14 protein-coding genes are annotated in these 12,896 nt (G+C 74.0%); 4 read left to right on the top strand and 10 right to left on the bottom strand.

What is annotated here, in order from left to right:
• Positions 1 to 53: 53 nt before the first annotated feature.
• The 4 genes from RTG05_RS04985 to RTG05_RS04970 are packed head-to-tail and all read right to left on the bottom strand — an operon-like array spanning position 54 to position 3,839.
• Complete coding sequence (locus tag RTG05_RS04985; RefSeq protein WP_166527711.1) at positions 54 to 809, bottom strand: ABC transporter ATP-binding protein; 756 nt, start codon at positions 807 to 809, stop codon at positions 54 to 56.
• Entirely contained in the window at positions 799 to 1,731 is a 933-nt protein-coding gene (locus RTG05_RS04980; RefSeq protein ID WP_166527710.1) for a branched-chain amino acid ABC transporter permease, read from the bottom strand. Before RTG05_RS04980 ends, RTG05_RS04985 begins: the two co-directional genes overlap by 11 nt.
• Positions 1,728 to 2,615 (bottom strand): branched-chain amino acid ABC transporter permease, encoded by an 888-nt coding sequence (locus RTG05_RS04975; protein ID WP_166527709.1) that lies wholly within the window; start codon positions 2,613 to 2,615, stop codon positions 1,728 to 1,730. Before RTG05_RS04975 ends, RTG05_RS04980 begins: the two co-directional genes overlap by 4 nt.
• Positions 2,616 to 2,663: 48 nt before the next feature.
• Positions 2,664 to 3,839, bottom strand: coding sequence for an ABC transporter substrate-binding protein (locus RTG05_RS04970; RefSeq protein ID WP_166527708.1), 1,176 nt, complete (start codon positions 3,837 to 3,839; stop codon positions 2,664 to 2,666).
• A 310-nt stretch (positions 3,840 to 4,149) separates the two neighbouring features.
• Between RTG05_RS04970 and RTG05_RS04965 the strand changes: the two genes are divergently transcribed.
• The 4 genes from RTG05_RS04965 (at position 4,150) to RTG05_RS04950 (ending at position 7,328) form a co-directional block, all read left to right on the top strand.
• On the top strand, positions 4,150 to 4,968 hold the full coding sequence (locus RTG05_RS04965) for a hotdog family protein (protein ID WP_166527707.1): 819 nt from the start codon (positions 4,150 to 4,152) through the stop codon (positions 4,966 to 4,968).
• Entirely contained in the window at positions 4,965 to 5,807 is an 843-nt protein-coding gene (locus tag RTG05_RS04960; RefSeq protein WP_166527706.1) for an alpha/beta fold hydrolase, read from the top strand. Before RTG05_RS04965 ends, RTG05_RS04960 begins: the two co-directional genes overlap by 4 nt.
• An 80-nt stretch (positions 5,808 to 5,887) precedes the next feature.
• A complete protein-coding gene (locus tag RTG05_RS04955) occupies positions 5,888 to 6,499 on the top strand; it encodes a TetR/AcrR family transcriptional regulator (protein WP_166527705.1) in 612 nt (203 codons plus the stop codon).
• A 592-nt stretch (positions 6,500 to 7,091) separates the two neighbouring features.
• Positions 7,092 to 7,328 carry a DUF4190 domain-containing protein gene (locus RTG05_RS04950; RefSeq protein WP_315912339.1) on the top strand — a complete coding sequence of 79 codons (237 nt, stop codon included), beginning with the start codon at positions 7,092 to 7,094 and terminating at the stop codon, positions 7,326 to 7,328.
• A 13-nt stretch (positions 7,329 to 7,341) separates the two neighbouring features.
• Here RTG05_RS04950 and RTG05_RS04945 read toward each other — a convergent pair whose 3' ends face one another.
• The 6 genes from RTG05_RS04945 to RTG05_RS04920 form a co-directional block, all read right to left on the bottom strand.
• A complete protein-coding gene (locus tag RTG05_RS04945; RefSeq protein WP_166527703.1) occupies positions 7,342 to 8,001 on the bottom strand; it encodes a response regulator in 660 nt (219 codons plus the stop codon).
• Positions 7,998 to 9,137: a sensor histidine kinase gene (locus RTG05_RS04940; RefSeq protein WP_208104800.1), complete on the bottom strand. Its 1,140-nt coding sequence runs from the start codon at positions 9,135 to 9,137 to the stop codon at positions 7,998 to 8,000. The genes RTG05_RS04945 and RTG05_RS04940 overlap by 4 nt, the downstream gene beginning before the upstream one ends.
• 46 nt (positions 9,138 to 9,183) lie before the next feature.
• The gene (locus RTG05_RS04935) at positions 9,184 to 9,885 is read right to left on the bottom strand and encodes a hypothetical protein (RefSeq protein ID WP_166527702.1); all 702 of its coding nucleotides are present in this window, start codon (positions 9,883 to 9,885) and stop codon (positions 9,184 to 9,186) included.
• Between the two features lie 141 nt (positions 9,886 to 10,026).
• Positions 10,027 to 10,980 carry an HpcH/HpaI aldolase/citrate lyase family protein gene (locus RTG05_RS04930; RefSeq protein WP_166527701.1) on the bottom strand — a complete coding sequence of 318 codons (954 nt, stop codon included), beginning with the start codon at positions 10,978 to 10,980 and terminating at the stop codon, positions 10,027 to 10,029.
• A 108-nt stretch (positions 10,981 to 11,088) separates the two neighbouring features.
• Positions 11,089 to 12,036, bottom strand: a complete 948-nt coding sequence (locus tag RTG05_RS04925) for a DMT family transporter (RefSeq protein ID WP_315912338.1) — start codon at positions 12,034 to 12,036, stop codon at positions 11,089 to 11,091.
• Positions 12,033 to 12,896, bottom strand: coding sequence for a PhzF family phenazine biosynthesis protein (locus tag RTG05_RS04920; RefSeq protein ID WP_166527700.1), 864 nt, complete (start codon positions 12,894 to 12,896; stop codon positions 12,033 to 12,035). Before RTG05_RS04920 ends, RTG05_RS04925 begins: the two co-directional genes overlap by 4 nt.

Below are 12,896 nucleotides of genomic sequence, written 5' to 3'. Positions count from 1 at the left end.
ACGACGGTCGCGCGACCGGGGCAGCGCCACGGCCAGGCACCGAGACGCCCCCGTCAGGCACCGAAGTAGACATCGCGCAGCTCCTCGTTCTCCATCAGCCGGCTGGGGGTGTCGACGGCCAGCACCTCCCCGGTGCTCAGGAACACCGCCCGGTCGCACAGCTCTCGCACCAGCAGCATGTTGTGCTCGACGAGCAGCACGGTGCGGCCCTCGGAGATCAGCCGCCGCAGCACCGCGCGGAACTCGTCGAGGGATCCCTCGTCCAGACCGGAGGTCGGCTCGTCGAGCAGGAGCAGGTCGGCACCCGTGGCGAGCAGCCGGGCGATCGCGACCAGTTTCTGCTCCCCGTAGGACAGACTCCCCGCCAGCTCGTGGTGGACCGAGGCCGGCATGCCCACGTAGTCCAGGCACTGGGCCGCCCGCCGGCGGCTCGCCTGCTCGCTGCGGAGGCTGTGCCAGGGGCGGGTGAACACGTTCCGCAGCCGCTCGCCGGGCTGGCCCTGGACGCCGACCACGACGTTCTCCAGGACGGTGAGTTTCGGCAGCAGGCGCACGTCCTGGAACGAGCGCGCGATCCCGCGGCCGATGCGGGCCTGGGGCGACAGGCCGGTGATCTCCGTGTCCCGGTACCGGATGGACCCGGCGTCGGCCCGGATGGTCCCCGAGATCATGTTGAACACCGTGGTCTTGCCGGCGCCGTTCGGGCCGACCAGTCCGGTGACCTGGGCCTCGGGGACCTCGAAGGTGGCGTTCTTGACCGCCTGCAGGCCACCGAAGCTCTTCGAGACGTCCTCGACCTCAAGCAGCATGGACCGTCTCCCCCCTCGCAGCGTCGCCGACGTCGTCCGTCGCCGGCCGCGGGCGCCGCCGGGACCCGCCCAGCAGTCCCTGGGGCCGGACGAACATCAGCAGGACCAGCAGCAGGCCGAAGAAGACCTGCTCGAGCGGCCCGGCCACGGAACTGGCGATGTCGAGCTGCCGCAGGCCCTGCGGGATGAGGACGATGACGGCGGCTCCGATGACCGAGCCCGCCACCGAGGTCATGCCGCCCAGGACGACCATCGTGATGATCGAGACGGACGTGGCGACCTCGAACGTGCCGGGGCTCAGGTACAGCAGGTACTGGGCGTAGAGCACGCCGGCGAGACCGGCGAAGGCACCGGACAGGACGGTGACCGAGACCTTGGCGAAGCGGACCGGCTTGCCGAGCGTCGCGGCGACGACCTCGTCGTCCCGGACCACGTGCAGCATCCGCCCGTAGGGCGAGCGGACGAGCCACAGCGAGACGGCCACCACCAGCACCGCCACGGCCACGGCGAGGCCGAGGAAGGCGGTGTTGTCACCGAAGTCCAGCGGCCCGATGGTGGGCCGCTGGATCCCGGGGATCCCGCCGGTGCCACCGGTGACCGACGTCCAGTTCTCGAAGACGCTGCCCGCGACGACCTGCAGCGCGAACGACGCCACGAGGAAGTAGTCGCCGGAGACCCGCAGCGACGGGATGGCCATCACCGCACCGGCCAGCGCCGCGAGCAGGAGGGCCACCACGAGCGCCGGACCGGGACCCCAGCCGAGCTGGACGGTCAGCACGGCGTACGTGTACGCACCGACGCCGAACAGTGCCGCGTGCGCCATCGAGAAGATGCCCGTGTGCCCCACCAGCAGGCTCAGCGAGACGGAGAGGATTGCGTAGATCGCGATCAGCGTCGCGATCGAGAGGATGTACTCGTTCATGCCAGGGTCCGGGCCCTCCGCAGATCGATCCTCGCCAGCCCCTCAGGGCTCACCGTGATGAGCACGAGGAAGAGGACGAAGATGGCGGCGAGCGTCCACTCGGCGCCCATGACCAGGAGCAGCACGTTCTGCAGCAGGCCGAGGAGCATCGCCGCGACGAACGCCCCCGTGATGCTCCCGATGCCGCCGATGATCACGGCCATGACCGAGACGATGAAGAAGGTCTCGCCGAGGCCGGGCTGCATGCCGGTGTCCGCGGCCACGTAGACCCCGGCCACCGCGGCGAGCAGCGATCCCAGCGCGTAGACGACCACGAGGACCACCTGCGGCTTGCGGCCGACGATCTGGACGAACTCCGGGTTGCCGGAGAACGCCTGGACGAGCTTGCCCATCCGGGTCCTGGCGAGCAACGTGACCAGCCCGCCGAAGAGCGCGAAGGCCAGCACGATGAGCGCCACCTGACCGGCGATCAGGGACCACTGCCCGATGTCGACGGTCGTGGTGAACCAGCTCCCCGCCGCGAGGCGGGCCGGCTGGGCCCCGAGCCCCACCGTGAAGATGTTGTCGATCACGATGAGTGCTCCCAGGGAGACGAGGAACAGCACGAAGCCCGCCCCGCCCCGCCGTTCCAACGGCCGGTAGAGGAGCGTCACCAGCACCACGCCCAGGACCACCGACAGCAGCACCGCGACGGCCACGGCCGGCCCGACGGGGAGGAAGTCGGCCAGGAAGTAGGCGAGGTAGCCGCCGGCGGCGAAGACCGCGGCGTGGGCGATGTGGAAGTGCCGGGTCGCCGCGAAGATGAGCGCGAAACCGACCGCGACGAGCGCGTACAGGCTGCCTGCGACGAGCCCGTTGAGCAGCAACTGGACGAAGAGGTCCATGCGTCTCCTCCATTGAGGCGTGCGGCGAACCGGCCGGGCCGCGGCCGGTTACCCGACCGGCCTGACGGCGCCGCCCTCGATGACGGCGAGGTCGATGGGGCGGCTGGCCGTGCCCTCCTCGAAGGTCAGCTCGGAGCCGTAGACGGAGTCGAACGTGCCGATCTCTCGGATGGCGTCCGCCAGCGCGGCGCCGCTCACCGTCTCGGCACCGGAGTCGCACACGTGCTGGAACGCCTCGGCGAAGATCGTGACCCCGTCGTAGTAGTTGCCGATGAACGCGCTCTCGGGGGCCTCGCCGTACTTCTCCTGGTACTCCTGCTGGAACTCCTCGCTCGGCTCGAACGGGATGGTGGTGAGCCGCAGCCCCTCGGCCGCGGGGTTCTCCAGCACGGCCGGGATGGCCACCCAGGAGGTGTTGGCCAGCGGCACGTCCCAGCCGATCTCGCGGACCTGGCTGATGATGTTGTTCGAGTCCTGGCCGAACGCGCCGAGCAGCAGCACCTCGGGGTCGGTCGAGCGCAGCTTGGTCAGCTGCGAGCGGAAGTCGGTCCCGCCGAACTCGGCACTCTCGACACCGGCGATCTCTCCGCCCAGCTCGGTGAAGGCCGCCTCGAAGTTCTCGCGAGCGGCCTCTCCGCCGTCGTCGCTGGTGTAGATGATCGCCGCGCTCCGGACGCCGTCCTCGTAGAGCTTCTCGGCCAGCGCCGCGCTCTCGTTGCGCAGGAGCGGGATGGTGTTGAAGAGGAAGGGCCCCTGCTCACCCAGGGCGTCGCTCTGCGCGCCCCCGTTGACGAGGACGACCTCCTCGTTGGCCGCGATCGGCGCGAGGGCCAGCGTCTGGCTGGAGAAGGAGCTCAGCACGTACTGGATGCCGTCCGCGACCATGCCCTGGAAGGCCACCACGGCCGGCTCAGGGAGCGCGCGGGTGTCCTCGACCTGGAGCCGGATTTGGGTCTGCCCACCGATCCCGCCCTCGGCGTTGACGTCCTCGACCGCCATCTCGGTGCCGTTGGCGAACCACTCGCCGTAGGCCGCCTGGGGCCCGCTCTGCGCCCAGAGGCCGCCGATGGTCACCTCGTCGGCGTCGCAGGGGTACCCCTCACCGCCGCCCCCGCCGGCGGCGGCGGACCCTGCCTCGGACCCGGTGCTCGTCCCGCAGCCCGTCACGACGACCGTGGCCGCGACCGCGGCCGCCGTGGCGACCAGTCGGTTCCGTGCCTGCACCCGCATGTGCTTCTCCCGTCCTGGATCGGTGTCCCGGCTGTGGGCCGGCCATCGGGCGACCTCGCTGCACGAACGATCGTTCGTTCCGGTAACGTACGAGTGAGGGCGATCACACGTCAAGGGGGTTGGCGACGATCCGCTCCCGGCCCGCCCGCACCCCCTTGACGACCGGGGAGCCAGGCGCTTTCCTTGGACGAACGATCGTTCGTACGCCCCAGATCGACACCTCTTCGTGAGCGGACGACCAGGGCACCCCGCCCCCGCCGACCGGCCGGGCCGGTGGACCGCACACCCGAGGGGACAGCCGCACATGAGCGTGGGGGCGCAGCAGCGCGACAGCACGACCGCGACGCCGACGGGCCCGTACTACGAGGACTTCTCCGTCGGCCAGCGCGGCGCCGGCTCAGTCCGTCGACCTCCCGACCCGGACGACCGCGCCGCTCGGCGCACACCCACGGCCGGGCTGACCACGGTCGTCGCCCTCGCGTCCGACGGTGGGCTCCTCCCCCCGTCGCTGCTGCGTGTGCTGGAGACGCACTGGTCGAACCTCTCCCCCGTGCCCGTCGGCGAGCCGGTCGAGGCGACGTTCACCGTGACCCGGTGCCGGCGGGTCCCCGCCGAGGACGCGGGCTCGGTGCAGTGGCATCTGCAGGTGCACGACCGGGCGGGGCGCACCGTGCAGGAGGGGACCATCGAGGTCCTGCTGCCGGCGCGGCCGGGATCCGACGGGGCCGCCGACGCCGCGGAACGGGCCTTCTGCAGCCGGCCCTGGGCGGAGTCGCTGGCCCGACGGCTGGCCGGCGATGAGGGCTTCCGGTCGGCCACGGCCACCTGGGACGGGACCATCGGCCTCCGCGCCGGGAAGGACGAGGTGCACCTGCGCGTCTACCGGGGACGGGTCATCGAGGTCGCCGGACGGACTCCGCTGGGCGCCACCTTCACCCTCGAGGGCTCCGAGCGACTCTGGACGGACCTGGTCACCGGTCCGTCCAACGACTTCTTCCGCAGGGCCATGAGCGGGGACGCGTTCACCGTGACCGGCAACGCCTACGAGTACCTGCGGATGTCCAAGGCACTGATGGCGCTGATCGACGCCGCTCGCGAGCTGGCGACGGGAGGACGGGGATGATCCGGGCGAGCTACGTCACCGTCCGCGGCGCCCTGGCGTACGTCGAGCAGAGCGGGAGCGGTCGTCCCGTCCTCTGCCTGCACACCGCGGGCCAGAGCGGGGTCCAGTGGCGGCGGACGACGGAACGGCTGGCGGCGCTGGGTCACCGGGTGATCGTCCCGGACCTCCCGGGCCACGGGCGCTCGGAGCCGGCCATCGGGGGCCCGGTACGCGACCTGGGCGACTACGCCGAGTGGTGCCTCGAGCTGCTGGAACTCCTCGAGGTCCACGAACCCTTCGTGGTCGGCTGCTCCATCGGCGGCAAGATCGCCCTGGACCTGGGTGTACGGGCCGGCGCCCGGCTGGCCGGGATCGTCGCCATGGCGGCCGACGCCAGGAACAGTCGAGCCAGCGTGTCCAGCCTGCGGCGCGAACTGGAGGACGCCGCCGCCCCCAGCAGGAGCGACCGCACCTACTTCGGCACCCTGGCCGTCGTGGGACGCCGGATGCCCGCGGAGCGCGCCGAGCTCGTCGCGACCATGCACCGGCGCGAGGACCCGGTGGTCTCCACGTCCGACCTGCTCGGCTGGGCGACCCACGACCTGCGCGCGTCGGTGCACCGCATCCCGTGCCCGACGCACCTCGTGGTGGGTGACGACGATCTGTGGCTGGATGTGGCCGACGTGGTGTGGACTGCCGAGCAGATCCCGCACGGTGGGATGACCGTGCTGCAGGGCATCGGCCACTACCCCATGGAGGAGATCGATGACTTCGCTGCCCTCCTCCACGGCTGGTTGGTGGAGCTCGATGCGGGGCGCACCGCGACGGCGGGGCGGGGCAGCACGCGCGCAGAGGAGTGAGCGGATGGCGGGACGCGGCACGTCCGGGGCCCTGAGGCCCCGGCTCGACAGGACGGCGAGATGACGACGGCGGGGGACCGGTGAGCGCCCGCGCGCGCTGCCTGGCCGCGGCGCTGGACCTGATGGCCAGCGACGGCTTCAACGGGACGTCGATGCGGGACATCGCCCGCGCCGCCGAGACCAGCCTGTCCAACCTCTACAACCACTTCTCGTCCAAGTCCGACGTCCTGGTCGCCCTGCTGCGCGACGCCAACGACGAGTTGCTGCGGCGGATCCGTGCGGAACTCGACACGGCGGGTCCGGGAGCGACCGAGCGCATGGCCGCCGGCGTCCGGGCGTACGTGACGTTCTCCGGCGAGTGCCAGACGGCGGCGGTGCTCGCCCTGAGCGAGTTCCGCTACCTGCGGGGCGAGGGCCGTTTGGCGGTCGTCGAGGCGCGCGACACCACCGAAAGCATCTTCCGCAGAGTCATCGTGGACGGGGTCCGCACCGGGGAGTTCCGCACGCCGCACCCGGACGGCGCGACCCGAGCGATCGTCTCCGTCTGCGCGGCGGTGCCCACCTGGTACCGCCCCGACGGGCCACTGTCCCTCGCAGAACTCGCCGACGTCCACGTCCGCTATGTCCTCGCGATGCTGGAGGCGTCGTCGGTCGCGGCGCGACGGCCGACGGCTGCGGAGGCAGGAGGCTGAGCCACCCGGCCGGGAGTGCCGCCGAGGGTGACACGCCCGGCCGCGCCACCCGCGCCCCTGGCTGCGCGCCGATGACGCACGCCGGGGGCCGCCGTTGCCCCTCCCCCGCAGTCGCCAGCGGTGCATCCCGGGAGCAGCGCCCGTCCGCCGACCCGGTTGCGTGGCCGTGCCCGCCGGGGCCCCTCATCGCGTCGAAGGTGCGGGAGTCCTGGGCCGCACCGTCCGCGGGTCGCCCGACGCCCGGGTGCGCCTGCCCACTCCCGGGGGCGCCACACGTCTAGCGTTCGGCGCGACAGGCACCGACCGCGGGAGGACGACGATGCCCCAGGACGACGCCCACCGTGGCATCCCTGACCCCCTGCACCCGTCCCCGGGCGGTGCGGACCAGCGACAGCCCGGTCACCCGCCGCCGTACTACGACGTGCAGGGCTCCGCCGCAGCCGGCCAGGACCACACAGGCCCGCCGGGGTGCGACACGCCGCCCCCGTACGGCTGGCCCCCTCCCGGCCCGAACCCGCCGCCGGGCTACGGCCCACCTCCCGGCTACGGGCCACCTCCCGGCTACGGCCACCCACCCGGGTACGGCTACCCGGTGCCGACGAACACCTTCGCGATCCTGGCGCTGGTGATGGCCTTCGTCGTCAGCCCGGTGGGGCTGGTGCTCGGCATCCTCGCCCGCCGGCAGATCCGGCAGACCGGCGAGCAGGGCGACGGCCTGGCACTGGCCGGGATCATCGTGGGCGGGATCGGCACCGCACTGGTCGTGCTCGCCTTCCTGGTCTTCGCGCTGGCCCTCGTCGCGGCCGGCTCGGGCGGCTTCGCCCCCTGAGCCCGGGAGCCGGTCAGCTGCCCCGTGTCAGCAGACCGGACTCGTAGGCGAACACCACCGCCTGCACGCGGTCGCGCAACCCCAGCTTGGTCAGCACGTTGCTGACGTGGGTCTTCGCCGTCGCGTCGCTGATGAACAGCTCGGCGGCCACCTCGGCGTTGCTCGACCCGCGGGCCAGGCAGCGCAGCACCTCGACCTCCCGGGGGCTCAGCGCCGCCAGCCTGGCGGCCAGCCCGCCGTCCGGCCGGGGGGCGCGGCCGAACGCCTCGATCACCCGCCGGGTCACCGCGGGCGCCAGGACCGCCTCGCCGGCGGCGAGGGTGCGCACCGCCGCCACCAGTTCCTCGGCGGTGGCGTCCTTGAGCAGGAAGCCGCTCGCGCCGGCCCGCAGCGCGTCGAACACGTACTCGTCGAGGTCGAAGGTGGTCAGCACGAGCACCCGGGTCGGCGATCCCTCCGCGACCAGCTGCCGGGTGGCGGCCAGCCCGTCGAGCCGCGGCATGCGGATGTCCATGAGGACGACGTCGGGGCGGTGCCTGCGGACGGCGGCCAGCGCCTGCTCCCCGTCGACCGCCTCGGCCACGACGACGACGTCGTCCTCCCCCTCCAGCAGCGAGCGCAGCCCGGCGCGCACCATCGGCTGGTCGTCGGCGACCACCACGGTGGTGCTCACGCGCTCACCCCCTCGCGGAAGGGCAGCCGGGCGTGGACGGCGAACCCGCCGCCCGGCTGCGGACCGGCCTCCAGGGAGCCGCCGTAGAGCACCACCCGCTCCCGCATGCCGACCAGCCCGAGACCGCCGCCGCCCGGGCCGGCCGGGCCCGCGCCGGGACCGTTCTCCACCTGCACCTCCAGCCCTCCCCCGCCGTAGGCCAGCCGCACGCCGACCCGTCCGCCCGGGGCGTGCCGGCGGACGTTGGTCAGCGCCTCCTGCACGACCCGGTAGGCCGCCAGGTCCAGGCCCGGCGGCAGCGGCACCGGCTCCCCCTCGACGGTCAGCGCCACCGTCACGCCGGCCGCCCGGGTGTCCGCGACCAGCCGGTCCAGCTGGTCCAGCCCCGGCTGCGGTGCCAGCGACGGGCGCTCGCCGTCGGCCCGCAGGATGCCGAACAGCCGGCGCATCTCGGCCATGGCCTGGCGCGCGGTGGCCTCCACCGCGCGCAGGTCATCGGCCTCGCGCTGGTGGTCGGTGGCCAGCCGCCGGCGCACCGCCTGGGTCTGCACCGTGATGACGCTGATCGAGTGGGACACGACGTCGTGCAGCTCCCGAGCGATGCGCGCCCGCTCGTCGGCGACCGCGCGGGCCGCCGCCTGCTCGCGCTCCACCTCGGCGCGCTCGGCGCGGGCTGCGGCCTCGACCGCGCGGGCCGTCCGGTCCCGGATGATCCGCCCCACCGCCCACGGGCCGCCGTAGAGCAGCGACACCGCGACGTAGTCGCTCACGCCGCCCTCGGGCAGCAGCGCGTAGAAGGCGAAGAAGGGGAGCGTCGCCACCCCGAGGGCGATCCAGGACCGCGGCGGGGTGAGCTCCACGCCGGCGGTGAAGGCGGCGACGACCGTCGCCCCGAAGATCGACAGCTGGCTCTCCGGCGAGACGACCATCATCCCGGCGACGACCCAGCACAGGACGGCGAGCGGGTACCGGCGTCGCAGCGCCAGCGCGGAGATCGCGGCGACCGACAGCGCGGCGTGCAGCCACGGCGGGCGCGCGGTGTCGGTCGTGTACGCCTCCACGACCGTGAGCGCGGACAGCCCACCGGCGAGGAGGGAGTCCACGACGGCGGGCCGTCCGGCGAGGGTACGGAGCACGGTCGGCGAAGCCAGCCTGCGCGGGCCCGGCTGCGGTGCAACGCCATCACGCCGCGGCCGGCGGGGGGTCCCACCGTCCGGCGGACCGGGCCAGGTCCACCGAGAGCACCGCGAACCCGGCCGTCATGACCAGCGCCCCGGGCACGGTGGCGCCGACCAGCATGAAGCCGCCGAAGATGCCGAGGGTGACGCCCGCCGGCGCCCACCAGGTGAGGAACCCGGCGCGCCAGCCGGCGAGCGCGGCCACCGGCAGGCAGAGCAGCAGGCCGGCGACCCCGGTGGTCTGCAGCAGGCTCATCCCCCACATGCCGGCGAGCAGCTCCTGGATGCGTGCGTCCCCGTCCAGGCCGACGGTCTGCCCGATCGCGGAGTCGTAGAAGTCGACGACGAGGAACCCGGGCACCGACGTCGCGCCGAGGAAGGCCAGCAGGAGCGCCAGGTCGGCCGTCCAGGCCCCGCGGCGGCGCACCAGCAGGGCCAGCCACAGCGCGGTGACCCCCCAGAGGGCGTACGAGAAGTGGTAGGCCACCGACTTGACCTGCAGCGGGCCGGGGTTCTCCGCGTAGGCGACGACGAGTGCGGCGCCGTCCCGGCCGGCCGCTGGGTCGGCGGCGGCGGCCACCACCGCGCACAGCCCGGCGAGGGCCGGGGCGGCGACCAGGGCCCAGCGCCGGACGGCGAGAGCCGGCCCGCCGGGGCGCTCACCGGCCGGTGCGGGCCGGGTGGGGATGGGGTTGCTGTCGAGCACGAGGACCTCCACGTCCGATGGGGTCCCCACCGTCGCGGTCCCGCCGCTGCCGCGACATCGGCCGTACCGCCGATCCGCGCTCGGCCGCGCGGCCGACGGGGCCTCCCCCACCGGCCTGCGCCCCCGTCCGGACCGGCGCGGTCACCCCTCGGGCGGGGTGAACGACGACGTGCGGGACAGGCCCGCGGCGCGGCCCTTGCCGGCGATGACCAGCGCCATCTTGCGGCTGGCCTCGTCGATCATCTCGTCGCCGAGCATCGCCGAGCCCTTCGCGCCGCCGGCCTCGGAGGTGGCCCAGTCGTAGGCGTCGAGGATCAGCTCCGCGTGGTCGTAGTCCTCCTGCGAGGGGGCGTAGATCTCGTTGGCCGCGTCGATCTGGCCCGGGTGCAGCACCCACTTGCCGTCGAAGCCGAGCATCGCCGAGCGGCGGGCCACCTCGCGGAAGGCGTCCACGTCGCGCACCTGCAGGAACGGGCCGTCGATGGCCTGCACGCCGCGGGCGCGGGCGGCCATGAGGATCTGCATGAGGATGTAGTGGAACGGGTCGCCCGGGTAGTCCGGGTGCAGGGCGCCGACGACCAGCGACTTCATGTTGATCGAGGCCATGAAGTCGGCCGGGCCGAAGATGATCGTCTCGATCCGCGGGCTGGCGAACGCGATCTGGTTGACGTTGACCAGGCCCTGGGCGGTCTCGATCTGCGCCTCGATGCCGATCCGGCCGACCGGCAGGCCGTGCGCCCGCTCGACCTGGGAGAGCAGCATGTCCAGGGCCTGCACCTGGCCGGCGTCGGCGACCTTCGGCAGCATGATGCAGTCGAGGTCCGCCCCCGCCCCGCCGACGACCTCGACCACGTCCTGGTAGGTCCACTCCGTCGTCCAGTCGTTGACCCGGACGGTGCGGATCTTGTCCCCCCAGCCGCCCTCGGTGAGCGCCGCGACGATGTTCTTGCGGGCCCCCGGCTTGGCCAGCGGCGCGCACGCGTCCTCCAGGTCGAGGAAGACCTGGTCGGCGTCCAGCCCCTTGGCCTTGTCCAGGAAGCGTGGGTTGCTGCCCGGGACGGCGAGGTTGGAACGACGGGAGCGGAGCTCGGCCACGGTGCCTCCAGTGGTGATCGGTGATCGGAGGGTAGTGACGACCCGTCGGCCCCCTCGCAGGGTCCCGCCACGAGCGGAGCGAGTGGTGGGGGGCGAGGGGGTCCTTCGTCAGGTGCCCGGCTCGGCCAGGCCCGCCGGGCGGCTGGCCCGCACCACCAGGCCGACGCCGACGACGACCAGCGCGAGCCCGGGCAGGGCCAGCAGCGGCGGCACCTGCCCCAGCAGCACCAGTGCGAACAGCAGGGCGCCGGGCACCTCCAGCAGGATCGCCAGGCTCACCATCGTGGGTCCGACCGAGGACAGCAGCCGGTTGAACAGCGTGTGCCCGAGCAGCTGGGCGCACACGGTGATGGCGGCGATGAGCAGCCAGTCGCGGCCGGAGAAGCCGACCAGCGGGTCCCCCACCACGGCCGCGGCGACCGCGATCGCCGCCGCGCACACCGAGTAGCAGACGACCGCGTACGCCGACGTCGACATCCGCTGCCGCGCCCGCGCACCGGCCAGCACGTACCCGCCGGCGCAGACCGCGCCCAGCAACGCCAGCCCGTCGCCGGCCAGCGCGCGTGGGCTGACCGTGAGGTCCACCCCGGCGATCAGCGCGACGCCGAGCACCGCGAGCGCCAGCCCCCACCAGGTCGCCGCGGGCAGCCGCACACCGCTGGCGCGGGCGGCCAGCGCGGTCCAGACCGGGGTGGTGGTGACCAGCGCGGTGGAGGCGGCGACCGTCGTCATGGACAGGCTGGGCAGCCAGGCGGCGAAGTGCGCGGCGAGGAACAGCCCGGCGACCGCGGAGGTGGCCAGGTCGCGCGGGCGCAGGCCGGCCAGGCCCGGGCGCTCGCGGAGCACCAGTGGCAGCAGGACGGCGGCCCCGCCCAGGTTGCGCCAGAAGGCCAGCGCCAGCATGGGCGCGGCCAGCAGCGTGGTCAGCGGCGCGGACAGCGAGATGCCGAGGACCGCCACCGCCATGACGGCGGCGTCCCGCCCGCCGGGCCGGTGCACCGCCCACGCGTCGGCCCGGTCCGGCCCCGTCCGCAGGGGGGCGGGGGTGTCGGTCAAGGCACCCGGATGCGGCCGCGGGCGACCGGCACCACCGCGCCGCGCACCGTGGCGGCGACCGCGCGGCCGGCCGCGGCGGTGACCGTGCACGCCAGCACCGACGGCCGCCCCATCGCCTCGCCCTGGTGCACGACGTAGGACGACGTCCCCTCCGGTGCCAGCAGTCCGGTCGCGACCAGCCACACCCCCGTGCCCAGCGCGGCCGAGCCGGTCGCCGGGTCCTCGCCCCAGGCCAGGTCGCCGGCGAACACCCGGGCGCGGGCGGTGGAGGTGGCGGCGTCCCAGGACAGCACCGACACGCCCTCCCCCACGCCGAGCCCGCCGAGCAGGGCCGGCACCGGCGCGGCGACGTCGACCACCTCCGGGCGCACCGCCAGCAGCGCGAACGGCAGCCCGCAGCCGGCGACGTGCGCGGGCAGGCCGACCGGGTCGGCGACCGACAGACCCACCGCCTGCGCCAGGGCGGCCGGGTCCGGGCCGTCCTCCAGGGTGGGCGCCCCACCGGACAGCGTCGCGCCGTCGTCGTCGACCACCACGTCGAGGACGCCGGCCCCGCACTCCTGGCGCAGCGTGCCGGCGGGCAGCCGGCCGGTGCGCACCAGGGTGTGCGCCGCGCCGACGCTGGGGTGCCCGGCGAAGGGCAGCTCGGCCGACGGGGTGAAGATCCGCACCCGGTAGTCGGCACCCTCGGCCCGGGGCGCGGTGAGGAAGGACGTCTCCGACAGGGCGAACTCGTTGGCCAGCGCCTGGCACTGGTCGGTGCTCAGCCCGTCGGCGTCGAAGACCACGGCCAGCGGGTTGCCGGCGAAGGCGCGCGGCGCGAACACGTCGACGACCTCGTAGTCCAGCTCTGCGGCCAC

The sequence above is a fragment of the Geodermatophilus sp. DSM 44513 genome (assembly GCF_032460525.1).
Lineage (GTDB): Bacteria > Actinomycetota > Actinomycetes > Mycobacteriales > Geodermatophilaceae > Geodermatophilus.
The sequence above is the reverse complement of the archived record's forward strand: the minus strand, read 5'-3'. Positions and strand labels throughout refer to the sequence as shown.